The sequence below is a fragment of the Pseudomonas putida genome, assembly GCF_002906855.1.
GTDB classification, from domain to species: Bacteria; Pseudomonadota; Gammaproteobacteria; order Pseudomonadales; family Pseudomonadaceae; genus Aquipseudomonas; species Aquipseudomonas putida_N.
Map to the genome: position 1 here is coordinate 478330 of NZ_MINI01000038.1, position 18614 is coordinate 496943.

An 18614-nucleotide genomic window follows, 5' to 3' on the forward strand; every position below is an offset into this window, starting at 1 on the left:
CTGTTACGACTCCGCCGCTGGGCTGTAGACCCGCGGTGCACTGTGTTTGGGCAGATGAATAAGGTTGAGGTTGTGCTTGCGCGCCCATTGCAGGGCCAGGCCGGTAGGCGCCGAGAGGCTGACGAGGGTCTGGATGCCGGCGCGCAGCACCTTCTGGATCAGCTCCAGGCTGCAGCGGCTGGTGACGATGGCAAGGCCGCCCTGGGTGCTGACGCCTTGGCGCAGCAGGGCGCCGATCAGCTTGTCGAGGGCGTTGTGCCGGCCGATGTCTTCGCGGCCCATCAGCAATTCGCCCTGGGCGTTCATGAACAGCGCAGCGTGCACGGCACCGCAGTGCTGGCCCAGCGGGGTGAACGTATCGATGCGATCGCGCAGGCCCGCCAGCCAGTGCGCTGGCGGTAACGGCGCGCCAGGCAAGGCGGTCAGTTCCGGCAGCGCCTGTTCCAGGGCTTCCACCCCGCACAGGCCGCAACCACTGGTGCCGGCCAGCTGGCGACGTTGGTTCTTCAGGTTCCAGAAGGCGCGGCTGGAAATCTCCAGGTCGGCATACATCGCCGAGCCACTGCCGGAGAGTTTCAGATCATAGATTTCCGAAGTGCCTTCGACGATGCCGCTGCCAACGCTGAAACCGACCGCGAAGTCTTCCAGGTCGGTGGGGCTGACCAGCATCACTGCCTGGTTCAGGCCGTTGTAGGCAATGGCCAGCGCGACTTCTTCGGCCAGCGGCGTGCAGGCGTGTTCGCCGTCGCTGAGCTGGACGTAGTCGTAGGTGTTGCTGGCGGCAGGCAGTGCCAAGGGCATGGAGGCCGCACAGACCGGAGGTTTGCTTTGCATCGGGCGAGAGAACCGGCGGCTATTTGATAGCACCAGCCTAGGCCGACGGGCCGGGCGCGTCTAATCGCTAGGGTCTATGCCTTGATAGATCGCGTCGATTGGTCGCAGAGGGGGCGGGCAGGGCAATCCTGGCCTAGACTCCTGGCTCCGAGGTTTACGTCAACAAGGAGCGCGTCATGAGCCTGTTCAGTTTCGTGAAGGAAGCCGGCGAGAAGTTGATCGACCTGCTGACTCCCGGCAATGCCAATGCCGAAGAGCAGCTGAAGAAACACGTGGAAAGTGTCGGCCTGGGCAACCCGAACATTTCGGCCACTGTAGAGGGTGACAAGGTCATTCTCAAGGGCGAGGTGGCCAGCCAGGAAGAGAAAGAGAAGATCATTCTCGCCGCCGGCAACATCGAAGGGGTGGCCAGCGTCGACGACCAGATCACCGTGACCGGTCCGGTCGTGGCGGCGGCAAGGTTCGTCACCGTGAAAAAGGGTGACACGCTGTCAGCGATCTCTGTGGTCGTGTATGGCAATGCCGGCCAGTACAACAAGATTTTCGAGGCCAACAAGCCGATGCTCAAGCACCCGGACAAGATCTACCCGGGGCAGGTGCTGCGCATTCCTGACTGATCTCTACCGCCTGGTCCGGCCTCTTCGCGGGGCAAGCCCGCTCCTACAGGTAATCACCATTTCAGCGCTTGTGGATAACCTGTAGGAGCGGGCTTGCCCCGCGAAAGGGCCCTAAAGGCCGACCAACAATTCCCGGTAATCCTCGACCGCTGCGAATTCTTCGGTATCCCTGGGCTGCGCCCGGCTATCCGGCTGGCGCACCGCCAAAAGATGCCCCACGCCAAACCGCCGCGCACTGCGCAGGATAGCCAAGGTGTCATCGATGAACAGGCTGCGCTGCGGATCAAAGCCGATATCCGCCTTCAAGGCATCCCAGAACTGCGCGTTTTCCTTCGGGTAGCCGTAATCGTGCGAACTGATCAGCCGTTCGAAATACGGCGCCAGTTCCACCCGCTCCAGCTTCAGTGACAGTGAGTCGCGATGGGCATTGGTGATCATCACCACGCGCTTGCCCGCCTTGCGGATGGCTGCGAGAAAGGTATCGGCATCGGGCCGTAGGGCGATCAGGTCGGCGATCTCGCGCTTGAGCTCGCGAATCGGCAGTTTCAGCTCGCTGCTCCAGAAGTCCAGGCAGTACCAGTTGAGGGTGCCGGCGTTGCGCTCGAACAGCGGCTGCAGCTCCATTTCTGCCGTGGCCCGGCTGACACCATGCAGCTCGGCGTAGCGCTGGGGCAGGTGGTCGAGCCAGAAGCGGTTGTCGTAGTGCAGGTCGAGCAGGGTGCCGTCCATGTCCAGCAGGACGGTGTCGATGGCAGACCAGGGAAGAACAGGCATGGGAAATTCTCGATCAGTCGGCTAGCCACGGTATAGTAACCCGTTCACGCCAAGGAGCTGCCCCATGCGCCAGAAACCCACCGTCCTCAGTCGCGAGATCGTCGCCAGCAGCCGCCTGTTCCGTGTCGAGGCCGTGCAGTTGCGCTTCAGCAATGGCAGCGAGCGTACCTATGAGCGCCTGGTCGGCCGCGGCAACGGCTATGGCGCGGTGATGATCGTGGCAATGCTCGATGCCGAGCACGCGGTGCTGGTGGAGGAATACTGCGGCGGCACCGACGAATACGAGCTGTCATTGCCTAAAGGCCTGATCGAGCCGGGTGAGGACGTGCTGGCCGCCGCCGACCGCGAGCTCAAGGAAGAAGCCGGCTTTGGCGCTCGCCAGCTGGAACACCTGACCGAGCTGTCGCTGTCGCCTGGCTACATGAGCCAGAAGATCCAGGTGGTGCTGGCCAGCGACCTCTACGAGGAGCGCCTGGAGGGCGACGAGCCGGAGCCGATGCGGGTCGACAAGGTCAACCTGCGCGAGCTTTCGGCCCTGGCCATGCACCCGCAGTTCACTGAAGGGCGGGCGCTGGCGGCGCTGTACCTGGCCCGTGACCTGTTGATCCAGCGGGGGCTGCTCGAAGCATGAACGACCTGCAACTGATGCGCGAAGTGGTCAAGCTTGCCCAATTGGCAGGCGAAGCCATCCTGCCGTTCTGGCGCGCCGACGTGGCGGTGACCAACAAGGCCGACGATTCGCCGGTGACGGCCGCTGACCTGGCGGCGCATCGGGTCATTGCCGATGGCCTGCTGGCGCTGGCGCCGCAGATCCCGGTGCTCTCCGAAGAGGACTGCAATATCCCGCTGGCCGAGCGCCAGGGCTGGAGTCGCTGGTGGTTGGTTGACCCGCTCGACGGCACCAAGGAGTTCATTGCCGGCAGTGAGGAATTCACCGTCAACATCGCGCTGGTCGAGAATGGCGAGGTGGTGTTCGGCGTGGTATCGATGCCGACCAACGGGCGCTGCTATTTCGGTGGCCGCAGCTTCGGCGCCTGGCGCACTGAAGGGGCTGCTGAGGCCCTGCCTGTCCAGGTGCGCAATGCGCCGCCCGTCGGTGGTCGTTTCACCGTGGTGGCAAGCCGTCGCCATTCCAGCCCGCAGCAAGAGGCGCTGCTGGCTGGCCTGAGTGCTGCGGTGGGTGAGCTGGAATTGGCAAATATCGGCAGCTCGCTGAAATTCTGCCTGCTGGCCGAAGGCAGCGCCGACTGCTACCCGCGCCTGGCGCCGACTTCACAATGGGACACGGCGGCGGCGCAGGGTGTCTTGGAGGGTGCCGGTGGCGAGGTGATCGAAGTGGATGGCCAGCCTTTCCGCTACCCGGCGCGTGACTCGCTGCTCAATCCGTTCTTCCTGGCGTTGCCTGCCAAGGCTGCCTGGCGCCAGGCCTTCCTTGACCTGGTCTGAAGCTCGCGCGACAGCCTTGTCAGCGATGTAGCACGTACTGCCCGCTGAAGGTGACGGCGGGCTCATCACTGCCGGCGTTGCTGACGCTGGTTGCCAATGTCAGCCGCGCCCGGCCACGGCGCTGGTACATCGTCAGGAACCGCTCCCAGGTCTTTTCGTCCGGCGCCGTGCAACGCGCTACCGCCGCGCCGGTCACCGGCAGCGGGTAGTTGATCAGGCCTTCCTGGATGACGATATGCCCGTCATCGATGCCCAGTTCGCGCAGGCGCAGGTGCAGCCAGCCCCATCCCACCAGCACCGCAGCACAGTACAGGCTGCCGCCGAACATGGTGCTCTTGTGGTTGACGTTGGCGGCCAGCGGCAGTTGCAGGCGCAGGGTATGGGCTTGCCAATCGATGACTTCCAGGCCCATTTCACGGGTTAGCGGAATGTCGCCGTGCAGCACGGACTGCAGGTATTGGCTATCGGAACTCATGGGCGGTTTTCCTCGTGGTCGTCGCTGCCGCTGCTACCGCCTTCGAAATGCAGGCCGTGCTTGCGCAGCTTGTCGTGCAGGGTCTTGCGCGGGATGCCGAGGGCTTCGGCGAGGCTGCGCATGGAGCCATGGGGCTGGGCCAGTTCGGCGGCGATCAGGGAGCGCTCGAACTGCTCGACCTGTTCGCTGAGATTGCCCGGCAGTATCGGCGTAGCGCTGGGGGCAGGCGCCGGTGCCTGACCATCGAGGGCCAGCTCCAGGCCCAGGGCAAAGCGTTCGGCAGCGTTCTGCAGTTCGCGCACGTTGCCCGGCCAGTCATGGCGCAACAGCATGGCCCGCTGGGCCGGTTGCAGGCTGTGAGGTGGCAGGCCATGGCGCTGGCTGGCGGCATCGGCGAAGTGCTGGAACAGCACCAGGATGTCGTCACCACGTTCGCGCAAAGGTGGAATGCGCAGCGGCGCCACGTTCAGGCGGTAGTAGAGGTCGGCACGAAAGCGGCCCTGGTCGGCAGAGGTGCGCAAGTCTTCCTTGGTGGCGGCGATGATGCGGATATCCAGCGGGATCAGCTGGTTGCCACCGAGGCGCTCGACCACTCGCTCCTGTAACAGGCGCAGCAGCTTTACCTGCACGTCCAGGCTCATGCTCTCGATTTCGTCGAGGAACAGCGTTCCGCCGTTGGCGAACTCGAACTTGCCGATGCGCCGCTTCTGCGCACCGGTGAAAGCGCCTGGCTCGTGGCCGAACAGCTCGCTTTCGACCACCGACTCGGCCAGCGCACCGGCATTGATGGCCACGAACGGGCCGTCGCGGCGGCTGGACAGGTCGTGCAGGGCACGAGCGACCACCTCTTTGCCGGCGCCGGTTTCACCGAGGATCAGGACATCGGCACGGGTGCCTGCCAGGGCGCCGATCTGCTCACGCAGGCGCTGCATCGACGGTGAGTGGCCGACCAGCCGGGTGGCCAGTTGCTGACGGTCGCTCAGGGCCAGGCGCAGGCTGCGGTTGTCCAGCACCAGGCGGCGCAGGGCCAGGGCGCGGCGCACGCTATCGAGCAGGGCGTCGCTGGCGAAGGGCTTTTCCAGGAAGTCGTAGGCGCCCGCGCGCATGGCCTGAACTGCCAGCGGCACATCGCCGTGGCCGGTAATCAGCAGCACCGGCAGTTCGCTGTCGCGGCCGTGCAACTGCTCCAGCAATTGCAGGCCGTCGATGCCAGGCATGCGGATATCGCTGACCACCACGCCCGGCCAGTCGGGCTCGATGCGCTCGGCCAGGCCTTGGGCGTCAGCCAGGGCAACGACCTTGAGCCCGGCCAGGTCGAGGGTCTGGCTCAGGGCCTGGCGCAGGTGGGGGTCGTCGTCGACCAGGATCACCTGGGCCTGGCTGTCGATGTAAGGCTCGGTCGTCATGCCGAGGAGTCCTCCGAAGTGGGCAAGGTAGCGCCGGGTGCAGCCTCGCGCAGTTGCAGGGTGAGCAGGGCGCCACCTTCAGGGTGGTTGGCCAGCAGCAATTCACCGCCCAGCGTGCGCATCAGGCTTTCGCAGATGGCCAGGCCCAGGCCCAGGCCCTGGGTGCGGGTCTTGGTGGTGAAGAACGGCTCTTTGGCGTGCTCCAGAGCCTGGCGGCTGAAGCCCGGGCCATTGTCGCGAATGTACAGGTAGACGTAATCATCGTGCTTTTCGGCACTCAGCCACAGGCGCCGCGGGTTGGCCTTTTCCGTCAGGGCGTCGAGGGCGTTGGCCAGCAGGTTGCCGAGCACCTGGCGCAGGCGGGTTTCGCCGGCCTGCACCCACAGGGTGGCCTCGGGCAGGTCGCGGATCAGCTCCACGGCCATCGCCCGACGGCGCTTGGCCAACAGGGCCAGGGCATCATCCAGTGCCGGTTGCAGGGCCACGCTTTCCGGGGCGTGGCGGTCGCGACGGGCAAAGGCGCGCAGGTGGGCGATGATCGAGGCCATGCGCCCGGTCAGTTCGCCAATCAGCTTGAGATTGCCGCGGGCGTCCTCGGTGCGCTGGTGGTCGAGCAGGATTTCGGCGTTCTCGGCGTAGCTGCGGATCGCCGCCAGGGGTTGGTTGAGCTCGTGGCTGATGCTCGCTGACATGGTGCCGAGCACCGACAGCTTGCCGGCCTGGACCAGTTCATCCTGGGCGCGCACCAGCTCCTGCTGGGCGTTCTCGCGTTCCAGCACGGCGCTTTTCAGCCGGGCGTTAAGGCCTTCGAGGGCGGCGGTACGCTCGGCCACGCGGGTTTCCAGCTCTTGACGGCCACGGGCCTCGAAGTCGATGCGGTCGATGTAGTGGCGGCGCCGCTGCATCACCAGGCCGGCGAACAGCATCAGCACCAGCAGCGCGCCGGCGCCGATAGCCATCACCGTCTGCACCGAGCGATCGACCAACAGGCGCGGGGCGAGGATGCTCACCTGCCAGCCGGTTTCCTTGATGTCGCGGGTCTGGGTGAGCCAGGCGTCCTGGTTCAGCACCAGCGGTTGCGGGGCCTGGGTCGGGTAGGGCTGGATGGCGACGATTGCCTGGCGCTCGGCGTCAGTCAGCTCGCGGGTGGCGCGAAAACGCCACTCGGGGCGCGAGGTGAGGATCACCACGCCGTTGTGGTCGGTCAGCAGCAGTTGCTCGGGGGTACGGCCCCAGAGGGTTTCGGTGTGGTCCAGGTCGACCTTGACCACCAGCACGCCAACGATGCGCTCGCGGTCGCGCACGGCGGCAGCGAAGAAGTAGCCGCGTTTGGCCGAGGTGGTGCCCTGGCCGAAGAAACGACCCAGGCGGCCGGCCATGGCTTCGATGAAATACGGGCGGAAAGAGAAGTTGCGGCCTACGAAGCTGTCCTGCTTGTCCCAGTTGGAGGCAGCCAGGGTGTTGCCGCTGACGTCCATCAGGTACATCACCTCGGCGCCGGTCTGCTGGACGATGTCCTTGAGCAGGCGGTTGGCGTTGGTGACTGCTTCGAGGCGGAACGGGTCGGCCAGCACGCCGCGCAGCGCAGGTAGATCGCCGAGGATCTGCGGCAGGGTTTCGTAGCGGTGCAGGGTGCCGAGCAGGTTGGCGACGTACAGGTCGAGGGTCTGGCGGTTCTGCGAGGCCAGTTCGTCCTGGTAGTAGCGCTCGGCCAGATGGTGCAGTGGCCACAGCAGTGGCGCCAGGCACAGGGCCAGCAGGGCCAGGCTGCGCCAGCGGGGACGGCGAGGGGAGGTGGGTTTTGCAATCATCGCGTAAGTGCGCCAGACGGGTCTGGCGCAATTATGCGCTACTTGAGGCAGTCGATCAGCGCTTGCTGCCAGTGCGGCAGGTGTACGTCCCACTCACGGGCCAGGCGCGAGCAGTCCAGGCGTGAGTTGGCCGGGCGACGCGCCGGGGTCGGGTACTCGCTGGAAGGGATCGGCAGCAGCTCGGCGCAAGGCAGGCCGCGCGCCTTGAGGTGTTCGCCGATGGCCTGGGCGAAGCCAAACCAGGAGGTATCGCCCTGGGCGGTCAGGTGATAGGTGCCCCAGGCGCCGCGCTGCCCGGCTTGCCAGCGCTCGATGAGTTCCCGGGTGGCGGCGGCAATGGTCGTGGCCCAGGTGGGGGCGCCGATCTGGTCGTTGACCACGCGCAGCTGCGGTTTTTCCTGCAGCAGGCGTTGCATGGTCAGCAGGAAATTGCGCCCGTACAGCGAGTACACCCAGCTGGTGCGCAGAATCAGGTGCTCACCATCCACTGCGGCGATGGCTTGCTCCCCGGCCAGTTTGCTGCGGCCGTAGACACCCAGCGGGTTGGGACGGTCGGCTTCGGTATAGGGCAAGGCCTTTTCGCCATCGAAGACATAGTCGGTGGAGTAGTGGATCAGCGGCGCACCCAGGCGCACCGCCTCTTCGGCCAGCACTCGCGGGCCTTCTGCGTTGATCGCGAAGGCCAGGTCCGGTTCGGTTTCGGCCTGGTCCACTGCGGTATGGGCGGCGGCGTTGATGATCAGTTGCGGGGCCAGGCGCCGCAATGGCTCGCGCAGCGCCTCGGGGCTGGCCATGTTCAGTTGGTCACGGCCCAGCAGATGCACGTCGCCAAGCCCGTTCAACTGGGCCAGCAGTGCCTGAGCGACCTGGCCATGGTGGCCACAGACGAGAATCTTCATGGGAACAGGTCCGCATCTTTCAACAACACGGCTGCCTGGTCCTTGGCCGACAGGGTCGGGTTCTCCACATCCCAGTCGATGGCCAGGTCAGGGTCGTCCCAGCGGATCGAGCGCTCGGCGGCAGGGTTGTAGTAATCGGTAGTCTTGTACAGGAAGTCGGCTGTTTCGCTCAGCACCAGGAAGCCATGGGCGAACCCGGGTGGAATCCAGAACTGCAGGTGGTCGGTGGAGGTCAGGCGCCGGGCAACCCAGCGCCCGAAGTACGGCGAACTACGGCGGATGTCCACGGCCACGTCCAGCACTTCGCCCTGCACCACGCGCACCAGTTTCCCCTGGGGGTTGTCGATCTGGTAATGCAGGCCGCGCAGTACGCCACGCTGGGAGCGCGAATGATTGTCCTGGACAAAATGGCCGTCGAACCCGGTCTGTTTCTCGAATTCGCGGGCATTGAAGCTTTCGAAGAAGAAGCCACGGCTGTCGCCGAAGACCTTCGGTTCGATGATGACTACGTCGGGTATCTCGGTCGCTATGATGTTCATGGAGATTCTTCGGTCAGTGTGCTGAAGGTCCGACCTTGAAAGGTCCGCTCTACATCCGCCGTCTTGGCAAACTGAGCCTAGATCGGCTGGCGGTGAGCCAGCACGCGCCCACCTGTCGATTTCATCTTCGCACCGGGTTATCGGCCACAAGCCCGGCTTCCCCAGTAGAAACATGAAACAGGTTTCATCTTGAGGCTTTTTGGCATGCTGATGCAGCCTGTGCCAAGCGATTATATCGAACGTCGAGTGCCGGTAGATCCTGGCTGACCATTTGTCGATCTATATCGGTAAATAATAGCTAATGGTTGGTTTTTAATCGTTTTCAAGGCTTTTAAAGTCGATATGTATCGGTTATAAATTAGCCAGTCGCGGCGGGCATGACGCACCGTCGGCAATGTCACATTCACTTGCTATCCATCGACCATCGGCCCAGTGCCTTTGCAGAGGTTACCCATGAAAACCCTCAACTCCACCCCACGCGCCGACGGTTTCCACATGCCCGCCGAATGGGCGCCGCAAAGCCAGGTCTGGATGGTCTGGCCAGAGCGCTCGGACAACTGGCGCCTGGGCGGCAAGCCAGCTCAGGCGGCCCATGTCACTTTGGCCAAGGCGATCGCCCGCTTCGAGCCAGTGACGGTGGCCGTTTCTGCCGCTCAGTACGAAAACGCCCGTCGTCAGCTCGACCTGCCGAACATCCGTGTGGTGGAAATCAGCAACGATGACGCCTGGGTGCGCGACACCGGCCCGACCTTCGTGATCAACGACCATGGTGAAGTGCGCGGCGTGGACTGGGGCTTCAACGCCTGGGGCGGCTTCGACGGTGGCCTGTATGCGCCGTGGAACCGTGATGAGGAACTGGCGGCCAAGGTGCTGGAAATGGAGCGCTGCCAGCGCTACCACACCGAAGGCTTCGTGCTTGAAGGCGGTTCGATTCATGTCGATGGCGAAGGCACCCTGATCACCACCGAAGAATGCCTGCTCAACCGCAACCGCAACCCGCACCTGAATCGCGAGCAGATCGAAGAGATCTTGCGCGAGCACCTGTCGGTGGAAACCATCGTCTGGTTGCCCGATGGCCTGTACAACGACGAAACCGACGGCCACGTCGACAACTTCTGCTGTTACGTCAGCCCAGGCGAAGTGTTACTGGCCTGGACCGATGATTCCAACGACCCCAACTACGCCCGTTGCCACGCCGCCTACGAGGTGCTGAAAAACACCCGTGATGCCAAAGGCCGCGAGTTCGTGGTGCACAAGATGCCGATCCCCGGCCCGCTGTTCGCCACCGAAGAAGAGTGCGCGGGCGTTGATCAGGTAGCCGGTAGCCAGGAGCGCGACCCGTCGGTGCGCCTGGCCGGTTCGTACGTGAACTTCCTGATCGTCAACGGCGGCATCATTGCGCCGAGCTTCAATGACCCGGCAGATGCCCAGGCCAGAGCGATTCTGGCCAAGGTCTTCCCGGGCCACGAAGTGGTGATGATCCCAGGCCGTGAGCTGCTGCTCGGCGGTGGCAACATCCACTGCCTGACCCAGCAGCAACCGGCACCGGCCAAGCGCTGATACAGGCCACACGAAGAAGCCCGTCGAATGACGGGTTTTTTTTTGCCTGGACGATATCCGGAGGGCTGGATGGCATATGTTTTGTATTGTTTTTCAGTGAGTTACCCAGACAGGCCGGGCACACCGTTCTGTAACAATATCGACGTAAATTAGCCGCTCACGGGCCCAGGGAGTACGTGTAGACATGAACGCAGCAAGTGAGACGGCTTTGCGCCCATCGGCAGTGAATCACCAATCGCTCAGTATTCTGGCGCAGTGGTTGAAATACCATGGAGGCAAACGGGTCAGGACGACCGACCCACGACGTCTGCTTGACGGCCGCTATCCTCAAGGGCTGATCAGCGATGCTGAGCTGGATGCGCTGCTAGGGGTCTGGCACTGACCAGGGCAGGAGCCCGCCCCATGAAAAACGCCACCGCAGATGCGGTGGCGTTTTCGTTTGTACACGGCGCAGACGGCTGATCAGAAACTGTAGGTACCGGTCACCACCAGGCTGCGTGGGTCGCCGACCTGGATCTGCGCGGCGCTGGTCGCCGAGCTGTAATAGGTTTTGTCGGTGATATTGCTCAGCGCTGCCCGCACATCCCAGTCATGGGTACGGAAACCAACCAGCGCATCCCAACGGCCATAGCCTGGCAATACCGTGGTGTTCTGGTTGTCGGCGTAGCGTTCGCCGACCAGTGTGAGCCCAGTCTCGGCATACCAGCCCAGTTCGGGTTTCCAGGTCACGAACAGGCTGCCGTTGCGTTTGGCCACATCGTTGATGCGATTGCCTTCCAGGCCATTGTTGTCCTTGACGATGGTCGCATCCTGCAAGCCAATGCCGCCGCGCACATACCAGTTGCCGACGATATTGCCGGTGGCGGTCAGTTCGATGCCGCGCGAGCGTTGGAGGCCGCTGAGGAGGGTGATCTCCGGGTTGTTCGGGTCGCGGGTGCGGCGGTTGTAGAGTTCCAGTTCATAAATGGCCAGGGTGGTGCTCAGGCGCTCGTCCAGCCAGTCGCTCTTCACCCCGATCTCTTTCTGCCGGGTCAGCTCCGGGCTGGTGTCGTTGGTGTTGCCCGGCGCGCCTGGGGTAATGCCGATCAAGCCGCCGCCCACGGGCGAGAATGTCTTGCTCCACGACGCGTAGAAGGAGTGGTCGCGCCAAGGGGTGTAGACCACGCCCAGGCGCGGACTGGTGGTATTGCTGTCCTGTTTCTCGGACAGGTTGCGGACCTTGTTGGTGGTCTCTACCTCGAACTGGTCGAAACGCACCCCGGCCAGCAATTGCCATTGGTCATTCAGGCGGATCTGGTCCTGCAGGTAGAGCCCGCGGCTGTCGACCACGGTGTGGTTGTCGCTCGACACCACCATGCGGCCATTGTGCTGCAGGCTGCGGTCGGGGTTGTAGACATTCAAAGGGGGGACTGGGCTGCCCCCGGCCGAGACCGGCGCAGCGGTGTACAGCGTCGGGTCGCGGCGCTGATTGCCGAACTCCAGCCCGATCAACAGCTTGTGCTCAAAGCCGAGGGTAGCGAAATCACCTTCGGCTTCCAGGTTGTTGAACAGATTGCGGGTGGTCAGGTCTTGTTGCCAGCGCTGGCGGGTGACTGTCTGGTTGCTGGCGTTGTAGCCGGTCAGGTAGGTGTTGTCGAAGTCGCTGTCGAGCTTGAACAGGCCAAGCGTGTGGCGCAATTGCCAGGTTTCATTGAGCTGGTAGTTAAGCCGAGAGCGCAGCGATTGCGCGCGGTCATCGATGTAGTCGCGCTGGGTGTCGCCATAGGTGGTGCTGCGGCCGACATCCGCCGGGCGCCCGTTGACACCAGGAATGCCACGGTCAGGCGTGCGGTTGTAGCGGCTGTATTCGTACTGCACCAGCCAGTTGAGGTCGGGGGAAAGCTGCCAGCTCATCGACGGCGCGAACAGTTGCCGGCTACCGTCGATGCCATCGCGGAAACTGTTGTTGTCCTGGTTGCCCATGTTCAGGCGCAGGCTGATGGTGTCGCTGGGGTCGGCGCTGAGGTCGGCATACAGGCTGCGCAGGTCTTCACTGCCCCCTTGGGCTTCGATTGACGAGCGCCGTCCATGTTCTGGCGCCTTGCTTACCCGGTTGACGATGCCGCCCTGGCTGCCACGGCCATAAAGCACGGCTGCTGGCCCTTTGAGGACTTCGACCCGTTCGATGTTATGCAGGTCGCGAATGTACTGGCTGTCGTCGCGAATGCCGTCCAGATAGAAGTCGTTGCTGGCCTCGAAGCCACGAATACGGATGCTGTCGAAGCGTGTATCGGCACCGCTGCTGACGTTGGGAATGCCCTCCAGCGCCTTGCCCAGCGTATGGCTGCCGTAGTCCATGACGTTGGAAGTCTTCACCGTGTCGATGGCTTGCGGCACATAGCGCACCGGCGTAGACGTACGGGTCGCGGTGCTGACCTCCTTGACCTGTGGGTTGTCTTTTTCGCGCTCGCTCTCGGCAGTCACCGAGAGTTCGGGAAGTGTGGTGCTGGTGGCGCTGGCTAGGCTGGAGCTGATCAACAGAGACAGGCCAAGGCCAAGGAAAGGCAGGCGATTGGGGAAGGGCATCGGAACATCCGGGCAGGAGTAAATGAAAAACAGGCGCGAATGGTAATGCTTGTTATTTGCTGCTGCTCGGCTATTTGTAAAGGCTTGTCTTTACATATGTGTCAGTTTGTAAATTCCGCTTTTCCCCGGTTTAGTGCCGAAAAATCCCACGGAAGTCAAAATGACTGCCGATTGCGTCAAGTGGCATGAAAATGCACCAGTCACGGAAGTGAAATTGGTTATATCAACCTGCAATTCACGACTTTTTGACATTTGTAATCGCAGGCAGCTAGGATTCGGCCAACGCTTGCTGGCCACGACTGGCCATGCTGCTGCTTAAAGCCCGCCACACCACTGTCGGCGGGCTTTTCAGTTCGGATCCGCACAGCGTCGAACCTACGAAGGGGCGTTGGTTCCTGGCGTAATGGTGCAAAGCGTTTTTGATTTAGAAATAAGGAAAACAACATGTTGAAAACCAGGATCAGCCTGGTCGCTCTGGCGATGATCGCCGCGACCCAGGCCCAGGCCAACGATCAGGCCGACAGCAAGGGCTTCCTCGAGGACAGCCACGCCAACGTTCTGCTGCGCAACGCGTTCATCAACCGTGACAAGAAGCACGGCAAGAACGACCAGAGCGAATGGGGCCAAGCGTTCATCGGCAAATTCTCTTCCGGTTTCACCCAGGGCACCGTCGGCGTGGGCGTTGACGCCTTCGGCCTGTATGCAATGCGCCTGGACGGCGGCAAAGGCCGCAACGGTGCTGCCGGCATCGACTTCTTCAAGGCCAGCGACAACGACCCGAAGAACTCGCCGCACAACCTGGCTCGCGGTGGCGCTGCCATCAAGTTCCGCGTTTCCAACACCGTGCTCAAGTACGGTGACATGATGCCTGAGCTGCCGGTGCTGCAGTACGACGACAGCCGCCTGCTGCCCGAGAGCTACACCGGTACCTTCATCACCTCCAAGGAGATCGAAGGCCTGGAGCTGAACGCCGGTCACTTCACCGAGGAAGCGCGCAAGAGCGCCGAAGGTCGCGACAGCGGCCACCTGAAGTCGATCGATGTGTTCGGTGGCAGCTACAAGTTCACCGACAACTTCACCGCCTCCGCCTACACGTCGAACATCGAAGACGTGATGAAGAAGCATTACCTGGGCATGAACTACGTCTTCCCGATCGCGGCAGACCAGTCCCTGACCCTGGACTTCAACGGCTACAAGTCGGACATCAACAGCAAGTACGTCCAGAAAGCCGAGCTGACCGGTGACGAAAACACCATCTGGAGCCTGGCGGCCACCTACGCCTTCGGCCCGCACTCTGTGACCCTGGCGCACCAGCGCAGCACCGGCAGCACCGGCTACAACTACGGCTGGTACCAGGATCGCGGTGGCGTGGGCGACGGTGGTTCAACCATTTACCTGGCCAACTCCTACTGGTCCGACTTCAACGCCGAAGACGAGCGCTCCTGGCAGCTCGCCTACGGCCTGGACTTCGGCGCCTTCGGCATGCCGGGCCTGACCTACAAGATCGCCTACGTGGCGGGTGACAACATCAACACCCACGGCTTCGGCGAAGGTAAAGAGCGCGAAATCTTCAACCAGCTGCGCTACGTCGTTCAGGACGGCCCGGCCAAGGACCTGTCGGTCAAGCTGCGTGGTTCCTGGCTGCGTACCAACAACGCGGTACAGCAGAACGGCTACAACGACGACGGCAACGAAGTCCGCGTATTCGTCGAGTACCCGATCAGCATCTTCTGATCCTGACCGAGCGTCTCAAGCAGCCCCGGCCTATGCCGGGGCTGTTGCTTTGCGGCGCACGCTGGCCGCTGCCGGTGCGACTGCCACCTCGGCTGTCTCCGGCGCAAAGCTGTCACTGCGTGCCATCCGCCACATCCGCGCATAGAACTCGCTTTCAATCGAGCCGCTGAGCAATTCGCCCGGTTTGAGGAATTGGTGCAGGTCGGAAAACAGGCTGATCTGGCTGGTGCTGATGCGCCGCGCCAGGTGCTTGGGCTTGAGCTCCGAGGGGTGCTCCAGGCCAGCGGCCGCGAGCATTTCGGCCAGGGCATGCAGGGTGTTGCGATGGAAGCTGGCCACCCGCTCGGCCTTGTCGGGCACCACCAGCGCACGCTGGCGCAATGGGTCCTGGGTGGCGACACCGGTCGGGCACTTGTTGGTGTGGCAGCTCTGCGACTGGATACAGCCGATGGCGAACATGAAGCCGCGAGCGGAGTTGACCCAGTCGGCACCGATGGCCAGCACGCTGGCGATATCGAAGGCGCTGACGATCTTGCCCGCGGCGCCGATGCGAATGCTCGAACGCAGGTTCAGGCCGACCAGGGTGTTGTGCACGAACATCAGGCCTTCGCGCATCGGCACGCCCATGTTGTCGCTGAACTCCCGAGGTGCCGCGCCGGTACCGCCTTCCTTGCCGTCGACAACGATGAAGTCCGGGGTGATGCCGGTGACCAACATGGCCTTGGCGATGCCCATGAACTCCCACGGGTGGCCCAGGCAGAACTTGAAGCCCACCGGTTTGCCGCCCGACAGCTCGCGCAGGCTGGCGACGAAGTGCAGCAGTTCCACCGGGGTGCGGAATGCGCTGTGCGCAGCGGGGGAGATACAGTCTTCGCCCACGCGCACGCCCCGGGTAGCGGCGATTTCCGGGCTGACCTTGTGGGCCGGTAGAATCCCGCCGTGGCCGGGCTTGGCGCCCTGGCTGAGCTTGATTTCGATCATCTTCACCTGCGGGCTGCGCGCCTGTTCGGCGAAGCGTTGCGCGTCGAAACGGCCGTCTTCGGTGCGGCAACCGAAGTAGCCGCTGCCGATCTCCCAGATAAGGTCGCCGCCATGCTCGCGGTGGTAAGGGCTGATGCTGCCCTCGCCGGTGTCATGGGCAAAGCGGCCAAGGCGTGCACCCTGGTTGAGCGCGGCAATCGCATTGGCGCTGAGCGCGCCGAAGCTCATGGCCGAGATGTTGAAGATCGAGGCGGAGTAGGGCAGGCGGCATTGCGGCCCACCAATGGAAATGCGGAACGACGCGGGGTCGGGTGTGGCGACCGGCAGCATCGAGTGGCTGATGAATTCGAAGCCGGGCTTGTAGGCATCGTTGAGCGTGCCGAAGGCTTTCTCGGCGCTTTCGTTCTTGGCCCGGGCATACACCAGCGAGCGCTGCGAACGGGAGAACGGCAGCTTGTCGTCGTCACCTTCGATCAGGTACTGGCGGATCTCGGGGCGGATGGTCTCGATCAGGTAGCGGATGTTGCCCAGGATCGGGTAGTTGCGGCGCACCGCGTGGTGGCTCTGGCGCAGGTCGTTGAGGCCGACCAGGCTGAGCAGGGCGGTCACCACCGTCAGCGGCCAGAGCCAACTGTGCTGGGCAAGGAATGGGATACTGGCGAAGGTGAACAGCAGGCACAGAGCCAGGCAGGCATAGCGGCTTGGGAGTGAATCTTTCATGGGTCCATCGCAGGCTGGATGACGCGGCCTAGGATAGGCAAACCCCAGGTCGGGAAAACCTGGGGTTTTGGTAAAAGACTATTACCTGAACGTGAGGGGCTGGATCACCGGGGCAGCAATACACTGACGCGCAATCCGCCGCCCTCGCGATTGTGCAGCAGTAATTCGCCGCCATGGCTGCTGGCGATGCGCTGGGCGATGCTCAGCCCCAGTCCATAACCCCCGGATGCCTGATTGCGTGACCCTTCGCCACGCACGAACGGATCGGTGATGGTGGCCAGCAGGCCTGGCGCAATGCCGGGGCCGCGGTCGTCGATGTGGATGTAAACGCCAGTGATGGCGGTTTCCAGCGTCACCGATACCTGCCTGGCGTAACGCAGGGCATTGACCACCAGGTTCTGCAGGCAGCGTTGCAGCAACAGGGCATCGATCCGCAGGCTACCAGCCTTGCCGTGTACAGGCAGTGGCTCCGCGCTGCTGGCAAGGTCTGCGCACAGCCGTGCCACCAGGCGGTCGAGGTCGATGTGCTGGCGGTTTTGCTGTTCGCCGGCGCGTAGGTAGTCGAGCACCTGGACGATCATGTTGTCCATCTGGGTGATGTTCTGCCGCAGGCGTTCGCGCTGCTCGTCATCCGGCAGCCGCTCCAGGCGCAGGCGCATGCGGGTCAACGGGGTGCGCAGGTCGTGGGACACGGCGGCCAGAAAGCAGGCCTTGTCGTTGACCATGGTGATCAGCCGCTGCTGCATGGCGTTGAACGCCAACGCGGCCTGGCGTACTTCCTCGGGGCCGTCCAGAGCCAGCGCAGGTTGTTCGAGGTTGCTGCCCAGCCCGCGCGCCGCGTCGGCCAGGCGCCGTAACGGGCGCAGGCACAGGCGCACCGCGATCAGGCAGACCAGCAACACGGCGACGATCCGCAGCGCATAGACCCGCAGCAGGTAGTCGCTGATCAGCACCCACGCCGACTCGCCGCTCCAGCCCTGTAGCTCCTGACCGTCGATGCTCAACCAGTGGCCATCGGCCAATGGCACGGCGAACTGGATATGCGCCTGGGCGGTGCGCAGGCCGAACAGGCTGCGCCAGACGATCGGCTGGCCCAAGTCATCGGTCAGCTGCACCTTCAGCAGGCGCAGTTCCTGGGCATGGCCCAGTTCGTACTTGAGTGCCTGTTGCAGCAACAGCTCGACGCGCCGGTGCCCGCGCCGCTGATCCTCCTGCGGCGCAGGTTCGCTTTCGGCGCAACGCAAGTGGTAGTGCGCCGGTATCTGCAGGTGTTCCGTGTGGCAATCGGCCTGGGCAATCAGCGCAGCGCTGCGCGCGGCCATGAGCCGGATCGGTGCTTCGAGCACTTGGGCGAAACGTACATCGAACCAGATGCTGCTCGACATCAACTGGATTACCAGCGTGCCGCTGACCATGATCAGCAGCAGCTGACCAAACAGCGTGCGTGGCCACAGGCGACGGAGCCAACGCATTTCAGCTGTCGGCCTCGGCACGGGCGATGCTCAGCAAATAGCCTTCGTTGCGGATGGTCAGGATCTGGATGTCGCTGGCCGGCGCACGGCGCAGTTGCTGGCGCAGGCGGCTGATGCACATGTCCACCGAGCGATCGTCAGGGTGGTGATCGCGGCCAAACGCACTGCGTGTCAGCTGATCCCGTGAGACCACGCGGTTGTTGGCCTCCAGCAGTTCTCGCAGCACCCGGTAATCGGAGCGGGGCAGGGTGAGGGTTTCGCCGTCCGGGCGGGTCAGCAGGCGCTTGACGTGGTCGAGGCTGAAACCCGCGAACTGCTGACCTTCGGTTGCTGGCTCTTCGGCAGAACTGTCCAGCCGCTGCGGGCGGCGCAGCACGGCCTTGATGCGGGCGATCAGCTCACGCGGTTCGAACGGCTTGGCCAGGTAGTCATCAGCACCCACTTCCAGGCCGATGATGCGATCCAGCGTGCTGCCCTTGGCCGACAGCATGATCACTGCCAGACCCGGCGTCGCCTGCAACTGGCGGCATAGGCTCAAGCCATCTTCGCCAGGCAGCATCAGGTCCAGCACCACCAGGTCGACCTTGCTCGCGGCGAGTTGCTTGCGCATGCCATCGCCTTCGGCGGCCGCCAGAACGGTATAGCCGGCATCGGTAAGGTAATCGCAGAGAAGTTCGCGGATCTCGTCGTCATCGTCGACAACCAGCAAGGTTGTGCTCATCGGGGTAAAACACCTGTTCGGGGAGGGCTGGCAGCGCTCGTTACGTTCAATTACATCCCC

16 protein-coding genes are annotated in these 18614 nt (G+C 63.4%); 5 read left to right on the forward strand and 11 right to left on the reverse strand.

Going from position 1 to position 18614, the window contains the following annotated elements; all coding sequences use genetic code 11:
- Positions 1–3: 3 nt before the first annotated feature.
- On the reverse strand, positions 4–834 hold the full coding sequence (gene fdhD, locus BGP85_RS14685) for a formate dehydrogenase accessory sulfurtransferase FdhD (protein WP_103448601.1): 831 nt from the start codon (positions 832–834) through the stop codon (positions 4–6).
- Between the two features lie 176 nt (positions 835–1010).
- Between fdhD and lysM the strand changes: the two genes are divergently transcribed.
- On the forward strand, positions 1011–1451 hold the full coding sequence (gene lysM, locus BGP85_RS14690; protein ID WP_060507543.1) for a peptidoglycan-binding protein LysM: 441 nt from the start codon (positions 1011–1013) through the stop codon (positions 1449–1451).
- A gap of 111 nt (positions 1452–1562) precedes the next feature.
- Here the strand turns inward: lysM and yrfG are convergent, their stop codons facing one another.
- Positions 1563–2225 carry a GMP/IMP nucleotidase gene (yrfG, locus tag BGP85_RS14695; protein ID WP_103448602.1) on the reverse strand — a complete coding sequence of 221 codons (663 nt, stop codon included), beginning with the start codon at positions 2223–2225 and terminating at the stop codon, positions 1563–1565.
- A gap of 64 nt (positions 2226–2289) precedes the next feature.
- Between yrfG and nudE the strand changes: the two genes are divergently transcribed.
- Both nudE and cysQ read left to right on the forward strand, forming a co-directional pair.
- The gene (gene nudE, locus BGP85_RS14700; RefSeq protein WP_103448603.1) at positions 2290–2856 is read left to right on the forward strand and encodes an ADP compounds hydrolase NudE; all 567 of its coding nucleotides are present in this window, start codon (positions 2290–2292) and stop codon (positions 2854–2856) included.
- Positions 2853–3671 carry a 3'(2'),5'-bisphosphate nucleotidase CysQ gene (gene cysQ, locus BGP85_RS14705; RefSeq protein ID WP_103448604.1) on the forward strand — a complete coding sequence of 273 codons (819 nt, stop codon included), beginning with the start codon at positions 2853–2855 and terminating at the stop codon, positions 3669–3671. Before nudE ends, cysQ begins: the two co-directional genes overlap by 4 nt.
- Before the next feature lie 19 nt (positions 3672–3690).
- Here the strand turns inward: cysQ and BGP85_RS14710 are convergent, their stop codons facing one another.
- From BGP85_RS14710 to rfbC, 5 genes are read right to left on the reverse strand one after another with little or no spacing between them, the layout of a single operon-like run.
- Positions 3691–4146, reverse strand: a complete 456-nt coding sequence (locus BGP85_RS14710; protein WP_103448605.1) for a thioesterase domain-containing protein — start codon at positions 4144–4146, stop codon at positions 3691–3693.
- On the reverse strand, positions 4143–5552 hold the full coding sequence (locus BGP85_RS14715; protein WP_103448606.1) for a sigma-54-dependent transcriptional regulator: 1410 nt from the start codon (positions 5550–5552) through the stop codon (positions 4143–4145). Before BGP85_RS14715 ends, BGP85_RS14710 begins: the two co-directional genes overlap by 4 nt.
- A complete protein-coding gene (locus tag BGP85_RS14720) occupies positions 5549–7363 on the reverse strand; it encodes a sensor histidine kinase (protein WP_103448607.1) in 1815 nt (604 codons plus the stop codon). Before BGP85_RS14720 ends, BGP85_RS14715 begins: the two co-directional genes overlap by 4 nt.
- 38 nt (positions 7364–7401) lie before the next feature.
- Positions 7402–8262: a dTDP-4-dehydrorhamnose reductase gene (rfbD, locus tag BGP85_RS14725; protein WP_103448608.1), complete on the reverse strand. Its 861-nt coding sequence runs from the start codon at positions 8260–8262 to the stop codon at positions 7402–7404.
- On the reverse strand, positions 8259–8801 hold the full coding sequence (rfbC, locus tag BGP85_RS14730) for a dTDP-4-dehydrorhamnose 3,5-epimerase (RefSeq protein ID WP_103448609.1): 543 nt from the start codon (positions 8799–8801) through the stop codon (positions 8259–8261). The genes rfbD and rfbC overlap by 4 nt, the downstream gene beginning before the upstream one ends.
- 453 nt (positions 8802–9254) lie before the next feature.
- Between rfbC and aguA the strand changes: the two genes are divergently transcribed.
- On the forward strand, positions 9255–10361 hold the full coding sequence (gene aguA / locus BGP85_RS14735) for an agmatine deiminase (protein ID WP_103448610.1): 1107 nt from the start codon (positions 9255–9257) through the stop codon (positions 10359–10361).
- Between the two features lie 462 nt (positions 10362–10823).
- Here aguA and BGP85_RS14745 read toward each other — a convergent pair whose 3' ends face one another.
- A complete protein-coding gene (locus BGP85_RS14745; protein WP_103448612.1) occupies positions 10824–12926 on the reverse strand; it encodes a TonB-dependent receptor in 2103 nt (700 codons plus the stop codon).
- A gap of 444 nt (positions 12927–13370) precedes the next feature.
- Between BGP85_RS14745 and BGP85_RS14750 the strand changes: the two genes are divergently transcribed.
- The gene (locus tag BGP85_RS14750; RefSeq protein ID WP_103448613.1) at positions 13371–14660 is read left to right on the forward strand and encodes an OprD family porin; all 1290 of its coding nucleotides are present in this window, start codon (positions 13371–13373) and stop codon (positions 14658–14660) included.
- 30 nt (positions 14661–14690) lie between these two features.
- On the opposite strand, the gene BGP85_RS14755 is transcribed toward BGP85_RS14750, so the two are convergent.
- The 3 genes from BGP85_RS14755 to BGP85_RS14765 form a co-directional block, all read right to left on the reverse strand.
- A complete protein-coding gene (locus BGP85_RS14755; protein ID WP_103448614.1) occupies positions 14691–16361 on the reverse strand; it encodes an FMN-binding glutamate synthase family protein in 1671 nt (556 codons plus the stop codon).
- A 104-nt stretch (positions 16362–16465) separates the two neighbouring features.
- Positions 16466–17833, reverse strand: coding sequence for an ATP-binding protein (locus tag BGP85_RS14760; protein ID WP_103448615.1), 1368 nt, complete (start codon positions 17831–17833; stop codon positions 16466–16468).
- Position 17834: 1 nt separating this feature from the next.
- Entirely contained in the window at positions 17835–18554 is a 720-nt protein-coding gene (locus BGP85_RS14765; protein ID WP_103448616.1) for a response regulator, read from the reverse strand.
- Positions 18555–18614 lie beyond the last annotated feature (60 nt).